12 protein-coding genes and 1 other RNA gene are annotated in these 16,257 nt (G+C 42.9%); 6 read left to right on the forward strand and 7 right to left on the reverse strand.

What is annotated here, in order from left to right:
• The first annotated feature begins 47 nt into the window (after positions 1-47).
• Positions 48-1,094: a glycoside hydrolase family 18 protein gene (locus ABDW32_RS17175; protein WP_343564586.1), complete on the forward strand. Its 1,047-nt coding sequence runs from the start codon at positions 48-50 to the stop codon at positions 1,092-1,094.
• A 125-nt stretch (positions 1,095-1,219) separates the two neighbouring features.
• Here the strand turns inward: ABDW32_RS17175 and ABDW32_RS17180 are convergent, their stop codons facing one another.
• From ABDW32_RS17180 to ABDW32_RS17195, 4 genes are all read right to left on the reverse strand, one after another.
• Positions 1,220-2,371, reverse strand: a complete 1,152-nt coding sequence (locus ABDW32_RS17180; RefSeq protein WP_343564588.1) for a Gfo/Idh/MocA family oxidoreductase — start codon at positions 2,369-2,371, stop codon at positions 1,220-1,222.
• 21 nt (positions 2,372-2,392) lie between these two features.
• Positions 2,393-3,454: a sugar phosphate isomerase/epimerase gene (locus tag ABDW32_RS17185; RefSeq protein WP_343564591.1), complete on the reverse strand. Its 1,062-nt coding sequence runs from the start codon at positions 3,452-3,454 to the stop codon at positions 2,393-2,395.
• A 63-nt stretch (positions 3,455-3,517) separates the two neighbouring features.
• Positions 3,518-4,084: a gluconate 2-dehydrogenase subunit 3 family protein gene (locus ABDW32_RS17190; RefSeq protein ID WP_343564593.1), complete on the reverse strand. Its 567-nt coding sequence runs from the start codon at positions 4,082-4,084 to the stop codon at positions 3,518-3,520.
• Positions 4,085-4,088: 4 nt separating this feature from the next.
• Positions 4,089-5,768 (reverse strand): GMC family oxidoreductase, encoded by a 1,680-nt coding sequence (locus ABDW32_RS17195; RefSeq protein ID WP_343564595.1) that lies wholly within the window; start codon positions 5,766-5,768, stop codon positions 4,089-4,091.
• Between the two features lie 234 nt (positions 5,769-6,002).
• Here ABDW32_RS17195 and ABDW32_RS17200 point away from each other — a divergent pair, with 234 nt between their 5' ends.
• From ABDW32_RS17200 to ABDW32_RS17210, 3 genes are all read left to right on the forward strand, one after another.
• The gene (locus tag ABDW32_RS17200; RefSeq protein WP_343564597.1) at positions 6,003-6,851 is read left to right on the forward strand and encodes an AraC family transcriptional regulator; all 849 of its coding nucleotides are present in this window, start codon (positions 6,003-6,005) and stop codon (positions 6,849-6,851) included.
• A gap of 653 nt (positions 6,852-7,504) precedes the next feature.
• Entirely contained in the window at positions 7,505-9,760 is a 2,256-nt protein-coding gene (locus tag ABDW32_RS17205) for a hypothetical protein (RefSeq protein ID WP_343564599.1), read from the forward strand.
• Between the two features lie 19 nt (positions 9,761-9,779).
• Positions 9,780-10,205 carry a hypothetical protein gene (locus ABDW32_RS17210; RefSeq protein ID WP_343564601.1) on the forward strand — a complete coding sequence of 142 codons (426 nt, stop codon included), beginning with the start codon at positions 9,780-9,782 and terminating at the stop codon, positions 10,203-10,205.
• Positions 10,206-10,457: 252 nt separating this feature from the next.
• On the opposite strand, the gene ssrA is transcribed toward ABDW32_RS17210, so the two are convergent.
• Together ssrA and ABDW32_RS17220 are read right to left on the reverse strand one after the other, a co-directional pair.
• Positions 10,458-10,825: a transfer-messenger RNA gene (ssrA, locus tag ABDW32_RS17215) on the reverse strand.
• A 158-nt stretch (positions 10,826-10,983) separates the two neighbouring features.
• Positions 10,984-13,014, reverse strand: coding sequence for a M3 family metallopeptidase (locus ABDW32_RS17220; protein ID WP_343564603.1), 2,031 nt, complete (start codon positions 13,012-13,014; stop codon positions 10,984-10,986).
• 95 nt (positions 13,015-13,109) lie between these two features.
• Here ABDW32_RS17220 and ABDW32_RS17225 point away from each other — a divergent pair, with 95 nt between their 5' ends.
• Positions 13,110-13,634 (forward strand): hypothetical protein, encoded by a 525-nt coding sequence (locus tag ABDW32_RS17225; RefSeq protein WP_343564605.1) that lies wholly within the window; start codon positions 13,110-13,112, stop codon positions 13,632-13,634.
• Between the two features lie 110 nt (positions 13,635-13,744).
• On the opposite strand, the gene ABDW32_RS17230 is transcribed toward ABDW32_RS17225, so the two are convergent.
• Positions 13,745-14,950, reverse strand: coding sequence for a pyridoxal phosphate-dependent aminotransferase (locus tag ABDW32_RS17230; protein ID WP_343564607.1), 1,206 nt, complete (start codon positions 14,948-14,950; stop codon positions 13,745-13,747).
• Positions 14,951-15,162: 212 nt separating this feature from the next.
• Between ABDW32_RS17230 and ABDW32_RS17235 the strand changes: the two genes are divergently transcribed.
• A complete protein-coding gene (locus ABDW32_RS17235) occupies positions 15,163-16,152 on the forward strand; it encodes a cation diffusion facilitator family transporter (RefSeq protein WP_343564609.1) in 990 nt (329 codons plus the stop codon).
• The last annotated feature ends 105 nt before the right edge of the window (positions 16,153-16,257 follow it).

A 16,257-nucleotide genomic window follows, 5' to 3' on the forward strand; every position in this document is an offset into this window, starting at 1 on the left:
ATTCAGGATCAGTTCTGTTTATTAGCTAAATTATAATCATGATATATATGAAACCTAAAAATCTTGTAAATCCATGCAGGTTACTACACATTGGCTTAATGGTGATCAGCTTATGGTTAATGGCCGTAGGTCCGCAACGGAGCTGGGCGGTAGAAAAAAATAATAAGGTAGTGATTGCTTATGTGACATCCTGGTCAACTGTCATGCCGGATCCCGCGTATCTGACCCATATCAACTATGCTTTTGGGCATGTAAACGATAGCTTCGACGGCGTTCGTATTGATAATGAAACGAGATTAAAAAGCATTACTGACCTAAAGAAGAAACATCCGCACCTGAAAGTCCTGCTGTCGATCGGTGGCTGGGGAAGTGGCCGTTTTAGTGAAATGGCTGCTGATGTCGTTCACCGGGAGAAATTTGCCAAAGATTGTGCACGGGTTGTGAAAGAGTTTAAACTTGATGGCATCGATATCGATTGGGAATACCCGACCAACTCTTCTGCGGGTATTTCCGCAGGGGAGGCGGATACGGAGAATTTCACCCTGCTGATGCGGGATATCCGGAAAACTATCGGTAAGAAAAAGCTATTGACACTAGCTTCGGTATCAAGTGGTCAATATATTGCCTTTGGTCAAATTAAAAACGATGTGGATTTTGTGAATATCATGACTTATGATTCCGGAAATCCACCCTACCATCATGCAAGCTTGCACCGTTCACCGCTATCGGGGCGCACCACCTGTGCTGAAGCTGTCAAAGCCCATATCGCCGCTGGTATGCCTGCCGAAAAACTGGTGCTCGGTATTCCATTTTATGGACGGGGGAATAAAACGGATATCAAAGGATTTATAGATTATAAGGATCTCCTGAATTTGCAGGGTTTTGAACAGAAATGGGATGATGTTGCAAAGGCGCATTATCTGGTCAACGCCCAGGGAACATTGGTACTGACTTATGAAACACCGGAATCCATTGCGCTGAAATGTGCTTATGTACATGAGCTGGGCCTGCTGGGAGCGATGTATTGGGAATATGCCGGTGATACGGAAGGGGGAATATTACGGGATGCGGTATATCGGGGGATCATCAGATAAAAGATTTGCTAAGGATAGCAATGAAAAACCGGAATCACTGGCTTGTCTGTCGGGCTGTTTGATTGACAAGCAGTGATTCCGGTAAGGCTGTGGGTTCTTAGCAGTCTGTCTTATTTTGCCTGCGGTCAGAATGCTGTCCATTTTTGACTGGACTGCCCTGAAGCGATCACTGTTTCGATAAATTTCATACCCCGCGTTCCATCCTCCACAGTAGGAAAATCCAATTGGGCCTCAGAAGGGGTAGTACCGTTTAGTTTCGCGAGAATGGTGCCCGAAAAGTTCCGATAGATATTGGCAAATGCTTCAACGTACCCTTCCGGATGTCCTGCGGGAAGGCGGCTGTTGTGTTTCGCGAGCGGGCTGAGATACTGTTGTCCTGCACGGAACAGCTGGGCCGGGGCATTCAGTGGTTTCAATAGGAGTGTGTTGGGATCCTGCTGATTCCATTCCAAACCGGCTTTTTCTCCGTATATCCTGATTTTTAACGCATTTTCTTCGCCAGCAGCCACCTGTGAGGCCGAGAGCACGCCCGTAGCTTCATTTTCAAATCCCAGCAATACATTGCCGTCATCTTCCAGTCGTCTTCCTGCTACAACTGTTCGGAGATCGGCACATACTTTGGTTATTTTTAAACCGGAAATGTATTCCGCTAAATGGGCTGCATGTGTGCCAATGTCTCCCATACAGCTACTTAGGCCTCCTTTTGCGGGGTCTGTACGCCAGGCGGCCAAAGGAGATTCGGTCTCGATCAGGGTGCTGAGCCAGCCCTGTGGATATTCGACCATAATTATGCGGATGTTGCCGAGCGCGCCTTCACGCACCAGCTGACGTGCCTGTTTGACCATGGGATAGGCTGAATAGGTATAGGTAACGCAAAGCAGCAGTCCCGTTTCATTGACTTTCTGCTTTAATAATTCCGCTTCTTTCAGGGTGAATGTCATGGGCTTTTCGAGCAATACATGAAAACCGTGTTCGAGGGCGAGCATCGCGGGTTCGAAATGGGCGACATTTGGAGTTACGATACTTACAAAATGCATCCTTTGATCAGCTGCTAACTCACTTTCGCGCAGGATCATTTCCCGAAAATCTGTATAGATCCGATCTTCAGGAAGCGAAAGTAATTGACCGGATTCTTTTGCTTTGGTAGGATCGGAACTTAGCGCCCCGCAACATAGTTCGACCTGTCCATCTATACCTGCGGCCATACGGTGCACGGCGCCGATAAAAGCATTTTTACCGCCGCCTACCATGCCCATTCTGATTTTTCTGATTTCCATGTTACTTGTATTTTTAGGCTATTACTCGTCTGATAAACCAATCAATTTACGGTTCAGGTTATTGTCGCTGCCGGCAGAAGCAAAATTGTCAAATGCCTGATCACTTACCCGGATAATGTATTCCTTGATATGCTGGGCTCCCTCGCGTGCCCCGTCCTCAGAATTTTTAAAGGCACATTCCCACTCCAACACCGCCCAGCCCTGAAAGTTATATTGTGTGAGTTTGGTGAAGATTGCTTTGAAATTCACCTGCCCATCGCCGATAGAACGAAATCGTCCGGCCCGTGCCTGCCAGTCCTGGTAGCCACCGTAGACGCCTTGCCGACCGGATGGGTTGAATTCGGCATCTTTGACATGGAACATTTTGATGCGTTCATGATAGATATCGATGAATTGTAGATAATCGAGGCATTGCAGTACAAAATGAGAGGGATCGTACAGAATATTTGCCCGTTTATGATAATTGACCTTCGCCAGGAACATGTCGAAGGTGATGCCGTCGTGCAGGTCTTCCCCCGGATGGAGCTCATAGCAGAGATCCACATCGTATTGTTCACAGATATCCAGTATGGGAAGCCACATGTTGGCGAGCTCGGTGAACCCTGTTTCGATCAGATTCTCCGGACGTTGTGGCCAAGGATATACGTAAGGCCAAAGAAATGCGCCGCTAAAGGTTGCGAGGGCTTTCAATCCTAAATGATGGGAAGCTTTGATTGCATAATGGAGCTGCTGTACAGCCCATTGTTGCCGTTCTTTGGGATTATTATGCAGCTCTTGTGGGGCGAATGATTCGAATAGTGGGTCAAAAGAGGGATTTACGGCGATCAGCTGCCCCTGAAGATGTGTGGAAAGTTCGGTGATCTCCAGTCCGTAGGATTGCACGGTGGCCTTAAGCTGTAGTGCATAGTCTTTGTCTTCCGCAGCTTTCTGTAGATTGATCAATCGCGCGTCCCAAGTGGGTATCTGAATTCCCTTGTACCCGATGGAGGCTGCCCATGCACAGATACTGTCCAATGTATTGAAAGGTGCGTTGTCGCCGGCAAATTGAGCCAAAAAGATAGCCGGTCCTTTAATTGTTGTCATAATTTTTTTTTAAGTGAAAAAGGCTGCCCCCAGGAGCGACCTATTATTTTTCTGTTCGTTGTTTTAAGCCCAGGCTTTATCCCCTTTTTTATAGGGTACATCACCACTATACCAGCCTGGAGCGACATTGTAGCGCCGCGCTTTGGTGTAGCCGATTTGGGAAGAAAAATAGCCCAAGAGGGTCAGCTGATGAAACATCGTGAAATAATGGGATTCTCCCTTTTTTGCCGTAAAATCTTTTGCTTCTTTGTTGATCGCAGTCAATAATTCAAACCGCTGTTCGGGGCTGGCTTTCATGAAGTCTAGTTTGTGCATTTTTTTGCAGGCTTCGTCCAGTTTATTGATGCCTTCCAAAAAAGCTTGCTGATCCATAGACTCATAGCAGTCATTGACGATAACGGTCATCAATGAGCCTACCTTGGCAGCCTTTGCTCCTGGGCTATTTTGCGTAGTGGGAAGGATGGTTTCAGCTACTTCATCTAAGAATGCCACCTGTTCCGGTTCAAAAGCAAGGGTATTTTTTTGATCGGATGTTTTGTTTGAATTGCAGCTAGTCAACAAGGCATTGCCGCCAATAACTGCTCCTCCGGTAAGCAGGGCAATCATCTTTAAAAGTGTTCTTCTTTCCATTGCCTTAAATATTGTTTTTTTTCAATTCATGGACCGCATAGTCGACGGCTCTCGCTGTCAATGCCATATAGGTCAACGAGGGGTTTTGGCAGGCGGAGGAGGTCATGCAGGCGCCATCTGTAACAAATACATTGGGACAGTCCCAAACTTGGTTCCACTTGTTTAGCACCGAAGATTTGGGATCGAGGCCCATTCTTGCCGTTCCCATTTCGTGGATGCCATGGCCAACAGCGTGTCCGCTGTCCCAGCCGGAAATATTTTTGACTCCTAAGGCTGCGAGCATTGCTTTTGTCTCTTCGAGCATGTCCTTCCGCATCTTTAGCTCATTTTCTTTCAGTTCGGCATCCATTGCTAATACAGGTAAGCCCCATTTGTCCTTTTTGTTTTTATCCAATGAGATTTTATTTTCATGGTAGGGAAGCATCTCGCCAAAGGCTGTAGCACCGATGGTCCACTGGCCGGGCTCACAGATTGCATCTTTGAAATCACCACCGATATTCAGTTCGGCGATATGTCTGCCCCAACCCTCCCTGCTTGCGCTGCCCTGATAGCCAAAACCGCGCAGGTAATCTCTTTTATCCTCGCCGATATTGACGAATCGCGGGATATAAAAGCCATTGGCCCTTTGGCCGGATATATAACGGTCTTCGAAGCCGTCGATTGTTCCGGAAGCGCCGATATTGTAATGATGGTCCATCACATTATGGCCTAATTCTCCGCTACTGCTACCGAGACCTTCAGGCCAGATATCCGTGGCGGAGTTAAACAAAACCCAGGTGCTATTGAGGGATGATGCGCATAGAAAGACCACCTTACTTTTGAACTCATAAGTTTGATTGGTCTCGGTATCTAAAACCTCAACGCCAGTGGCCTTTTTGGTATCTTTGTCGTATAATACCTGTTTGACCAAAGAGTAGGGGCGTACTGTGAGGTTACCGGTCTTCATCGCCGCAGGTAAGGTAGAAGACTGCGTGCTGAAATAGCCTCCATAAGGACAACCTTCCCAGCAACGGTTTCTAAATTGACATTTTGTGCGACCGGGGATCATGGCGGTTAGATTCGCTGTTCTGCCGATAATGAGATGACGTTTTCCGCCATAGACTTGCTTGATGCGTTTAGCCACATCTTTTTCCACACAATTGAGTTCCATGGGGGGCAAGAAATGTCCATCCGGCAGATGCGGGATATTTTCTATTGAACCGCTGATTCCTGCAAATTTTTCGACATGATCATACCAGGGGGCAAGATCCTTGTAACCAATGGGCCAGGGCACTGCGATTCCGTCACGTTCATTGGCTTCAAAATCCATCTGGCTCAGTCTATAGGATTGCCGGCCCCATAGTGTGGAGCGCCCGCCCATACGGTAGCTGCGCCACCAGGTAAATGGCTTCACTTCGGTATAGGGACAATCTTCTTCGTTGACCCAACCATCCATTACTGCTTCGGATGCGGCCCAACCACGGTGGATAACAGGATATTTTTTTTGCTGTTCGAGCGTAGTTCTTCCCCGGTGCGGAAGATCCCAAGGATTTTTCAGGGCAGACGTATAATCTTTAATATGTTCATAAGGACCGCCACGCTCCAGCATAAGGACTTTTAGTCCTCTTTCACAAAGCTCTTTTGCCGCCCATCCGCCACTGATACCCGAACCTACGACAATAGCGTCATACCTATTCGTTTCCATACTTGATCGTTATTGGAGTTGTGTTCATAATTAGTTATTGGGTTTATAGGGTATTGCCATACCCGCCTACAGTTTAAACCATATTTCCGTAGCGTAAGATAAATTTACTGGATCGTTCAAGCATCTTTCAACTGCTATTTGGGTGAAAAAATATGCTATCTTGCTATTTCTTAGGTTTATAATCGTATATTATGTGTGCAGATAGCAGATGTATTCGCTAATAGAAATTTTATCATGAAAACCCTGATCCAGAAAATACATGTTGAAGAACAGTATTCTTTTGCCTGTCGTACCTATAGGACGCCGACTTTTGAAACGGCCTGGCATCGGCATCCCGAATGTGAGCTGATCCTGATCACAGAAGGTAATGGAACAGCACTTATTGGTGATTATATAGGTGATTACAAGCAGGGGGATGTGTTTTTTCTCGGGTCGGATCTGCCGCATTGGTTTCGTAAATCCAAGTCGGATGCCGTGGGAAGTGCTATTGTGGTTCATTTCCTTAAAGACTTTTGGGGCGCGGGATTTCTGGCGCTGCCCGAGATGCATGTGATCGCCGGATTGCTGAAAAATGACAGTACAGGAATCCAGCTGATGGGCAATCTTTCAAAGGAAATTGATCTTATAATCCGGCAAATAGAAAATACAGAGGGGCTTGAACGGATTCAGTTATTATTAAACTGTATGGAACGGATCGGATCTTCAGATGAGCAGAAGGTGATTACGATGGCTTTCGATTCCATCGCAGGTAGAGAGGAAAACATGGTTATCGAAGCAATAATAGATTATTCCTTTAAGAATTTTTTAAATCCTATTTCACTGGAGGAGGTTGCCTCCGGTACGAATATGTCCGTTTCTTCATTTTGCCGCTTTTTCAAAAAGAATATTAAAAAGAGCTACTTTGATTTTATCAAGGAACTCCGGATCGGTCATGCCTGTAAACTGCTGCGCGATACAGACCGCCCTATTCTTGATATCTGTTATAATAGTGGCTATAATAGCTGGGCGCATTTTAGCAAACAATTTAAGGTGGTGACAAAGGTGTCGCCCTTAAAATATAGAAAACAATTTCGCGTGGGATAGCAGTTTAAGAAGAAAAGCCATACTCAATGTTGAATATGGCTTTTCTAGTGGAGCTGGAGAGATTCGAACTCTCATTCAGTTATGGTACTGTATACGCTTTCTACATGTTTAGCTTCTCTTTGAATTCTATCTAAGAAAGACTTCTTATAGAGATTTAGAATAATAGAACATCCAACTACCTTGTTCTTATTAGTTCAAAATCATAAATATGGATAATAGGATAAATAGATGATCCTGATAACATTACTAAATTCAATAATACCTAAATCAGACCAAGGGACAACGCATAGGTCACCGGTGAGAGTCGATCTTTTCGTGATATCACTGCGAACGACATTAGGCAAATTATCGATAAGCTATTTCTTAGCTTTTTACGGTTGATACACACAAGAAAAACATTTTAAAAAAAAGCGCAGGCACATTCTTCTTTAGAGCTTATAAGCCAGTCCGTAAGCGAGGGATGGATATAAAAATGATCGAAGATTAAAATAGAAAATACCTAGAGCTAGGTATTTTTTTTTGCTTTTTGCTTAGATAGATTTGTCTCATCAGTATGAAGCCATAAGAGGGAATACCTGCCTTAGCTAACCTTTTTTAGTGAACAGAATATTTGAAAGGTTTAAATTATTCATCAAATAAAACACAATATAATTATGGAAAGAATTTACATTTTGTTGATGGTGTTACTAAGTAGTTCGCTTTGTTTTGGGCAAGGAGGAGGGCTAATTGACGAGAAAGGTGGAATTGTATTTAGTTATTCCTACAAACTTTGGAGAACTCAAAAAAGCAAGGATCATATGGGGTCCAGTGGATATGGAACTTGTGAGGGACAAATAAATATATATTATGTCACGATCAAAGTTAAAAATAATACTCCTGAACTGGCCACCTTTAGAGATTCCTATATACAAATTATGGGGAGCGATTATAAAGCGCCTGATTGCAGCAATCCAATAACTCGAGCTTATGACGGTTGGCCAATGGTTTTTCCCTCTAATCCTACAGCTACTTTTATGGATTTGGGAGCGGGGCGGGAATATCAAAGAACTATTGAATGTATTACCGTAGGTAAGGACGTACTACCTAAAGTCGGAGGCTTTAGGATTGAGCGTGGAGAAAGAGCCTATGCCAAACCCGAATGGGGGGGATGGGAAACTTTCACAGGTCCCGATTGCAATACGAATATACAATATAAGGTTCTGCATGGAGGGAATGGATGGGGGGGACAGACTGATTTTTTCGAGGTAAAAAACAATAATGATAAGACAGTTTCATTTGTGTTTCAATTGTTAGACGCGAATGGCCGTGTTCATTTTGGGGATACTCATACCGTAAATCCAGGCCAAACGATTCAATTTGAGCATAAAATGCAAAATAATGTCCGCATCAAATCATACCGTTTGGAAAAACTCATTTATGTTTCTACAGGAAAACCGGTATGTGGGACGTCTGTAGAAGAGGAACTGCTGTCATTAAAAAAGAGAAGGTATGAGTTGTGCCAGGAATTAAGTACCATACTTGGTAATAGACAGAATGCAGTATTTGACCAGATTTGTAGAAATATGAATAAGAGTTATGTTGAAAATGATATAAACCAATTAAAAAATGAGGTCAGTGCATTGGAACAGGAACTGCAACAACAAAAAAGAGTTGCGCCCCAGCATGCAACTCAACAAGACCTGGAAAAACAAAGAAATGAACTTTGTAACGAGCTTGGTGCACTTGTTAAGAAATCCGGCCAGCGCAGTCAAGTGAACGAAGATCTTTGCCTTTCAGGAGTGCATTTGCCAAGTAGTTTACAACAAGATATAAATACACTAAAAAATGAGATAGCCAGATTAAGAACGCTAGATCAAGAGGAGGAAAAACAAAAAGATGAACAATTAAGTAAACAACAGGAAGAACAGCGTCGCGCTGAAGAACAACAAAATCGTTTTGACAGTTATATAAGCCAAGGCGACCAGGCCTACAGCGACGGGAATTATGACAGTGCAATGAGCCTCTATTCGCAGGCACAAAATATAGCCATGAATGATGCGCAAAAACAGATTGCGTCTCAAAAATACAATCAGGCATATGAAGCTAAACGAACGGCTGCAAGACAAGAAAGGTTAGCTATTCAGGAAAAACGGGATGCAGATGAAGATTTGGCCTATACCAGTTTAGCCTCAGGGGCGATAGGTATCATGTCATGGATTAATGATCAATATACCAACAAAGTGGCCTCCGGTAAAATTCAGGTAGGATTAGGTTATGAGCAAACACCTATAATAACGAATCAAAATAATTCGTATTCGGCTCCGGCCTCGTATGCGGATAAGATAAGCTACCCACTTGTTTATGTTGGATTAAATTTGGAATTTCTCAACAATAAACCCGTAAATCTCCATGTTCGTCCTCTTGTGTCAATAGGCATCAATGCTTTTTCAAAAGGAACCAGTGGCACAAACATCGCAACCGGGGTAGAGGGCGGTTTGCGGTTCTGGTATAAATCGCAGACTAAATTTAAATTCTTTGCTGATTTTGGCTGGTATAACCGTGTTGGGGACAAAACTGCTGATAAAGATGCCCAGTCCGGTGGAGCTACGACCACCGATGAAGTAAGGGAAGGAAAATACAATTACCATGTGTTGCGCTATGGTGGCGGCCCTATGTTACATTGGCGCCGTCACGGACGTGAATCATGGGTAAAACCGGGAATATATTTTGAACGATTTACATTTGCCAAGCATGACAAGCCGACAATGTCCTTTAGTTTAAGTACTAATATAGAAAGCGAAATCATAGTGGAAGGGACATACAGTAAAAATTATCCCGTAGCTGGAAATATTCAATATCCTAATGCGTTTACGTTCGCTGATCAAGATTATTTTTCGGTTAAAATCATTAGACAAGGAAAACTTTGGTAAACTTTTAAAAGCGATAATTATGAAATTAGTTATAATAACGGCAGCAATTTTTGGACTTTTGGTTTCCTGCAATGAAGATTCATTGGTCGAAGGGTATAATACTAAAAATGAAGATGGTGATAATATCATAGGCCAATGGGAACTTATACATACGTCAGGATTTACGAATGGAGTAGAAACTTTCTCAACCGATATAGTGCCTGATTGCCCCACTAAAAAAGACTATGAAGAGTTTAGATTAGATGGAACAGGAAGGTCTTATGATTATGATAAAAGCTGTGAAGATAAAGGACAGGATTTTAAATGGTCAAAATCGGGTAATATCATCAGTTATGGTTCGGGTGGATTTACCGAAGAGATATTATTGTTGGATAAAACGACTTTGAAGGTCAAATGGAAAGGCTCAAACACAGTTGATTATATAGATACCTATAAAAAAAGATAACTCGTATAAAATAAATGTGGGGCAAGATATATGGCTGGGATGTATACTATTGTGTTTGTAGGGACTGAAGTAGCTATATGATTACTGAAAATGCTTCATGCTATCATTGGAGGCAAATGCCTGTCCCTGCATCCGCTGGGGACACGCAATTTTTTTAAAATTTTCGAACGCTAAATGAACGTTATTTAACAGGTTGGTTCATAGTTTTTTAGGGGTATAAAAAAAGGAGACACTTTTATGAAGTGTCTCCTTAAGTGGAGCTGGAGAGATTCGAACTCTCGTCCAGTCATGGTACTGTATACGCTTTCTACATGTTTAGCTTCTCTTTGATTGTCGGGCGAGGGAAGGTGAGTCGCTTACCTATACCGTACGCCGTAGTTGCTGTTTCTCACAAGTGCTTAGCAACATCACACTTGCCAGTTCTATTGTTCGATGCCCCGAATGTTAAACCAAAGAACAGGATCTAACGGGACAAATAGCTATGTTAAGTCTAACTTAAGCAGCTAAGGCGTAGTTTTCTTCGCCAGTTATAATTCTGAAAGTTCAGATTAAAGTGCTCTACTAACAACGCACTACATGCTTACATAACCGTCTCCATCCTGTCAATTCCGGTCAACCCCAATTATGTCTTACAAAGATACAACATTTTTGATAATAAATCAACTGCAGGTTCTTTCTAGCCGATCAATTGAGGAGAACGAGGCTGTTGAACCGGATACACATTACAAGAAAGCCCCAGATTTTTATCTTCTGGGGCTTTATAAAAGTTCCGTGCTGCTTATTTCAGTAAGCCTGCCCGTTTGAGTAAAGGCTCAACAGACGGTTCCTGCCCTCTAAATCGTTTATAGAGCAGCATTGGATGTTCAGTTCCGCCTTTGGATAAGATATTATCTTGGAATTTATGGGCAATTTCGGTGTTGAAAATGCCATTTTGTTTGAAATAATCAAACGCATCTGCATCCAGTACTTCGGCCCATTTGTAGCTGTAGTAGCCTGAAGAATAGCCACCATTGAAAATATGGGAAAAGGCCGTACTCATTGCATTCTCTTTTACATCGGGATACAATTTTGTGGATGCGAATTGTTCATCTTCGAATGCTTTTAAGTCAGCAATGGCGCTCGGGTCCTGTCCATGCCAGCCCATGTCCAATAAGCCAAAGCTCAATTGACGCATCGTGGCCATTCCTTCCAGAAAAGATGCACTTTCACGTATTTTTTCAACCAGCTCCATGGGGATCACTTCGCCGGTTTCATAATGTTTGGCAAACAATTCCAGCGCCTCTTTTTCGTAGCACCAGTTTTCCATGACCTGACTTGGCAATTCAACAAAATCCCAATACACAGAGGTGCCGGATAAAGTTGGATAAATCGTGTCAGCCAGCATGCCATGTAGGGCATGACCGAATTCATGAAATAGTGTTGTTACCTCCTGAAAGGTCAATAAGGATGGTTTCGTTGCCGTCGGACGGGTGAAGTTGCATACAATGGATACATGCGGACGCTCTTGCTTTCCGTCCTGTACATACTGTGGCTTGAAGGAAGTCATCCAGGCCCCATTGCGTTTGCCTTTGCGTGGAAAGAAATCGGCATAGAAAATAGCGACCAATTCGCCATTATCTTTGGTGACTTCAAAGGTCTGTACCTCTTCATGGTAGGTTTCAATATCCTTGACTTCTTTGAAATTGATTCCAAATAAACGGTGGGCAACTTCAAACGCACCATGCAATACATTTTCGAGTTTGAAATAGGGTTTAAGCTTCTCGTCATCCAGATTAAAACGTTCTTGTTTTAGTTTTTCCGCATAGTATGCTCCATCCCATTTCTCTAGCTGTTCGATGCCGTCCAGTTTCTTAGCAAAAGCACTTAATTCAGCAAATTCACGCTGGGCGGCTGGTTTCGCCTTCGCGAGCAGATCGTTCAGAAACTCGGTTACCTTTGTTGGATTTTGTGCCATACGCTCCGCTAGCACAAAGTCGGCATGTGTTGCGTAACCTAATAATTTGGCGCGTTCAAAACGTAGTTTTACGATTTTCAATACGTTTTCAACGTTATTATATTCATTGTCCTGAAAAGCCTTGCGTCCTGCGGCCAAGGTGATTTCCCGACGTAATTCGCGGTTGTCGGCATAGGTGACGAAAGGTAGATAACTTGGGAAATCCAGGGTAAACAACCAACCTTCTTTTTCATTGGCTTTGGCCAATGCATGGGCAGCCTCAATCGCTCCATCAGGAAGTCCAGCCAAATCTTTTTCCTCAGTAACCAGCAGTTGATAAGCATTGGTTTCCGCAAGGACATTCTCACCGAATTTTAATTTTAAAAGCGATAGTTCAGCATCAATTGCACGCAGCTGCTCTTTCTGCTCATCGTTCAATAGCGCTCCATTGCGGACAAAATCCTTATATGATTTTTCCAATAACGTTGTTTGTTCTGCTGTAAGCGAGAGTTGGTCTCTTTGATCGTAAACCGCTTTTACACGTTTGAACAAGTCAAAGTTTAAGGTAATGTCGTTACCCAAAGCGGATAATTTAGGCGCAACATCCTGTGCGATCTTTTCCAGTTCATCATTGGTCTCCGCGGAATGCAGGTTGAAAAAGATACTGGACAATCTATCTAAGGTCTGTCCGGAGTAAGACATCGCTGCAATGGTATTGTCAAATGTAGCTGCTTCGGGATTGTTGACGATGGCGTCAACTTCATCTTTTGTTTTTTGGATTGCTGCGTCAAAGGCAGGGATATAATCTTCGTTTTTTATCTGTGAAAACGGAGCTGTATCATGCTTCGTTTTGAATTTTTCTGTTAAAATACTCATAAAGGTAAATGTAATAAATATTTATCTGAAGCGCTAAAATCAATGTAAATTATGTGCTGGGGATGATATTTCCCAAAAATGGGTATCTTGGAAGCATGAAATTAAACTCTTTTTATCCGTGGATATCCGCTATTGTACTTGTCTTCATAACGACTGCTGTGCAGGGGCAGCAAAACTGTGATTCCCTCAAAAAGGAGATACCTACATTCTGTAAGCTGCTGGATGACGATGCGCGGCTGGAGTTCCCAAAAGATTATGCTAAGATCGCTGCTTGCATGGAGATTGATTCCGTCACGGAGATGCTGCTGGGCTATGAAGTGATCAAGATGCGGGCTTTACACCTACAACGTGTCAAAGATAGGCTTTTTACTTACGGTGACTGGATGGATATGGTGGCGGAACTGAAAGCTAGCAAAGCGTATCACAATGCTGTTCAGTTGATGGGATTGATCCAACACAAGATCAATCGTGCGGATTGGGAACAAATAACGAAGCTAATGCGAGATAGTATGTTGCCGGAAAATTTGACGGCTCTTGAACTTGAGAAGATGGAAAAAATGCTGTTTGATCCGAAGAATAAGGGTAAGAAATTCATCGAGGTGATGGAACATATTAAATAAAGGCCTATACCTGATTTTACCACTGTACAAAATACAGTTGGATGAGCCAATCGAGATAAAAAAATAGGCTATCCAATTTTGGATAGCCCATTCTGTATCCTGTGTATTGATTATGCTAATTTGCCTAATGCTTCTTTAATTCGCTTTAATGCTTCGATCAGACTTTCGTCTGAAGCCGCATAAGATAAACGAATGTAGTTGTCATTACCAAAAGAGTCACCGCCTACGGTTGCGACGTGACCAACATTCAGTAAATATAAAGCCAGGTCAGCTGAGTTTTTGATGATATTGCCATCTTGGTCTTTCTTGCCAAAGAAGGATGAAATTTCTGGGAAGAAATAGAAAGCACCTTCCGGAAGGTTGGTGCGTACACCTGGGATATCACTCAATAGATCGTAAACCAATTGACGACGACGCGCAAAGGCTTCTTTCATTTTATTGACCGATTCCAATCCTTGTTCGTACGCGACGATACCCGCACGTTGTGAAATCGAGCAGGTACCCGATGTTGTCTGGCCCTGTAATTTATCATTTGCTGCCGCGATAGTTTTGTTAGCCGCAATATACCCCAAACGCCAGCCTGTCATCGCAAAGGCTTTTGAAAAACCGTTGATGATAATAACGCGGTCCTTGATGCTGTCAAACTGCGCGATGGATTCGTGTTTATCTACAAAGTTGATGTGTTCATAGATTTCATCAGATAGTATAAATACCTGTGGATGTTTTTCAAAAACTTTAGCCAATGCCGCTAGTTCATCTTTACTATAAACCGTTCCAGTTGGATTGTTTGGTGAAGAGAACATAAACAATTTGGTTTTTGGCGTAATGGCCGCTTCCAGCTGCTCTGGGGTAATCTTAAAGTTATTGTCGATCTCGGTATTGATAAATACTGATTTTCCCTCTGCTAAAACAACCATTTCTGAATAGGATACCCAGTATGGTGTGGGTATAATCACCTCATCACCGGGATTGATCAATGTTAAGATCACATTGGACAGGGATTGTTTCGCACCTGTTGAAACAACGATCTGCGAAATATCATAATCGAGATTGTTCTCTGTCTTCAATTTATTTACGATCGCCTGACGCAATTCAGGGTATCCTGGTACTGGCGAATAACGTGTCCAGTTTTCATCCAAGGCCTTCTTTGCTGCATCCTTTACATGTTCAGGCGTGTTAAAATCAGGTTCACCTACGCTAAGGCTGATTACATTAACGCCTTTTGCTGCTAATTCGCGGCCCAACTTGGTCATTTTAAGTGTAGCCGATTCGGACAAATTATTTATCCTGTCTGATAAGTATGATGATGTGCTCATGGTAAGACAAAGATATTATATACGTTGCAAATAATTGTCTTTATTTTTGAAAATTTACAAAGAAAAAGGCTGTTTTTGTTGGGGCTTTGCTAACAAAAAGCGATTGATGCGATTTAACCCGTCAATATTGACATCTTTGTGCAATTGATGTGCAAAACTAATCCGGTTGATTTAGCGTTATATCTTTACCTTTGCCCTACAAAATACAGGTCATGTCGAGACAAACAAGATTGGTTTTATTATCGCTGTTTACGGGAATAGGCTTAATGCTCATTAAGTTTGTTGCCTATTTTTTAACAGGTTCAAGCGCCATCTTCACAGATGCCGCCGAAAGTATTGTCAATGTGATCGCCTCTGGTTTCGCTTTCTACAGTATTTATCTTGCAGCACAACCGAAAGATGAAAATCATCCGTACGGACATGGTAAGGTTGAGTTTTTCTCTGTTTTTCTCGAAGGGGGACTGATCTTTATCGCTGGTGCGATTATTTTAGCAAAAGCCTGTTACACGATCTTTTTCCCCGCAGAAATTACGCATCTCGAACAAGGAATCTATTTGATAGGTGCCACTTCGCTGATCAACTTTGCGATCGGATTTTATATTATGAAGAGGGGACGCGCACTGGGGTCCATTACCTTGGTGGCTGATGGCAAACATCTGCAGGTGGATGCTTACAGTACCATAGGCTTAATCTTGGGCTTGTTACTGATGAAACTCACGGGGTTCCAATGGATCGATGTGGTAATCTCTATTATATTGGGACTTTTTATCCTGTTTAATGGTTACAAATTATTGCGACAGTCTATCGGTGGACTGATGGACGAGTCGGATACCGAACTTGTGCAGGATGTGGTAGCGATTTTGGAACGTAATCGTAAGGCCGAGTGGATTGATGTGCATAATCTTCGGGTACAGCGTTATGGCAACGAACTGCATGTGGATTGTCACCTCACTTTACCAAACTACCTGGATCTGGTGAAAGTTCATGATGAGATTTCGGCTGTCGATAAGATTGTTAACAAGGAAATGTCTGTGCGTACAGAGTTTTTTGTCCATGCGGATCCTTGTCTCCCGCAATGTTGCCGTTATTGCCAGGTGGCGGACTGCCCCATCCGTTCGGAACAGTTCAAAGGGAAGATCGCTTGGGATATGGATAAAGTAACCCGCAATCAGAAGCATTTTTCCTATGCCTTGGCGGACTAAAAATAAGAAAGCTTTCCTCTTGTGTCTCATAACTATAGCAAATCTTTTCTTCCTGCCCTCGCCCACAAACGAAAAATATACTTGATTCTATAAATATGTATAAAA

The sequence above is a fragment of the Sphingobacterium sp. genome (assembly GCF_039596235.1).
In the GTDB taxonomy this organism is placed as follows: domain Bacteria; phylum Bacteroidota; class Bacteroidia; order Sphingobacteriales; family Sphingobacteriaceae; genus Sphingobacterium.

Bases quoted from the DNA above. Each gene is read 5' to 3' on its own strand.
- ABDW32_RS17205 (WP_343564599.1), top strand. From the start codon at position 7,505: ATGGAAAGAATTTACATTTTGTTGATGGTGTTACTAAGTAGTTCGCTT.
- ABDW32_RS17225 (WP_343564605.1), top strand. From the start codon at position 13,110: ATGAAATTAAACTCTTTTTATCCGTGGATATCCGCTATTGTACTTGTC.
- ABDW32_RS17185 (WP_343564591.1), bottom strand. From the start codon at position 3,454: ATGACAACAATTAAAGGACCGGCTATCTTTTTGGCTCAATTTGCCGGC.
- ABDW32_RS17200 (WP_343564597.1), top strand. From the start codon at position 6,003: ATGAAAACCCTGATCCAGAAAATACATGTTGAAGAACAGTATTCTTTT.
- ABDW32_RS17230 (WP_343564607.1), bottom strand. From the start codon at position 14,950: ATGAGCACATCATCATACTTATCAGACAGGATAAATAATTTGTCCGAA.
- ABDW32_RS17180 (WP_343564588.1), bottom strand. From the start codon at position 2,371: ATGGAAATCAGAAAAATCAGAATGGGCATGGTAGGCGGCGGTAAAAAT.
- ABDW32_RS17210 (WP_343564601.1), top strand. From the start codon at position 9,780: ATGAAATTAGTTATAATAACGGCAGCAATTTTTGGACTTTTGGTTTCC.
- ABDW32_RS17195 (WP_343564595.1), bottom strand. From the start codon at position 5,768: ATGGAAACGAATAGGTATGACGCTATTGTCGTAGGTTCGGGTATCAGT.
- ABDW32_RS17235 (WP_343564609.1), top strand. From the start codon at position 15,163: ATGTCGAGACAAACAAGATTGGTTTTATTATCGCTGTTTACGGGAATA.
- ABDW32_RS17220 (WP_343564603.1), bottom strand. From the start codon at position 13,014: ATGAGTATTTTAACAGAAAAATTCAAAACGAAGCATGATACAGCTCCG.
- ABDW32_RS17190 (WP_343564593.1), bottom strand. From the start codon at position 4,084: ATGGAAAGAAGAACACTTTTAAAGATGATTGCCCTGCTTACCGGAGGA.
- ABDW32_RS17175 (WP_343564586.1), top strand. From the start codon at position 48: ATGAAACCTAAAAATCTTGTAAATCCATGCAGGTTACTACACATTGGC.